Below are 264 nucleotides of genomic sequence, written 5' to 3'. Positions count from 1 at the left end.
ATTCATTCCAACTAAATACGGCACGATATGTCTTACAACCGGTATGAAATAACTCGTAATTAGTGCGTAATGTCCGTATGCCTCGACCATTTCTTGTGATTTTATAAAATACTTCGCCTTCTTCTTTTTCATTAATTTATGGAGTACTTTTGTCCCAAATATTTTCCCTAATATATATCCTAAAGAAAGCCCGGACACAACGCCTAAATATGTTAATAAAAACGCAGGAATAACACTTAATATACCTAATGAAGATACAAATCC

1 protein-coding gene is annotated in these 264 nt (G+C 33.3%); it reads right to left on the bottom strand.

Translation table 11 applies throughout. The annotated features are described in order from the left end of the window. Positions 1 to 264, bottom strand: a 264-nt coding sequence (locus JDS96_RS31165) for a DedA family protein (RefSeq protein ID WP_199669164.1), incomplete at both ends; no start/stop codon positions are given.

This window comes from Bacillus cereus group sp. N21, from assembly GCF_016483395.1.
Lineage (GTDB): Bacteria > Bacillota > Bacilli > Bacillales > Bacillaceae_G > Bacillus_A > Bacillus_A pseudomycoides.
Note: the sequence above shows the minus strand (reverse complement) of the source record. Positions and strands in the feature narration are given on the sequence as shown.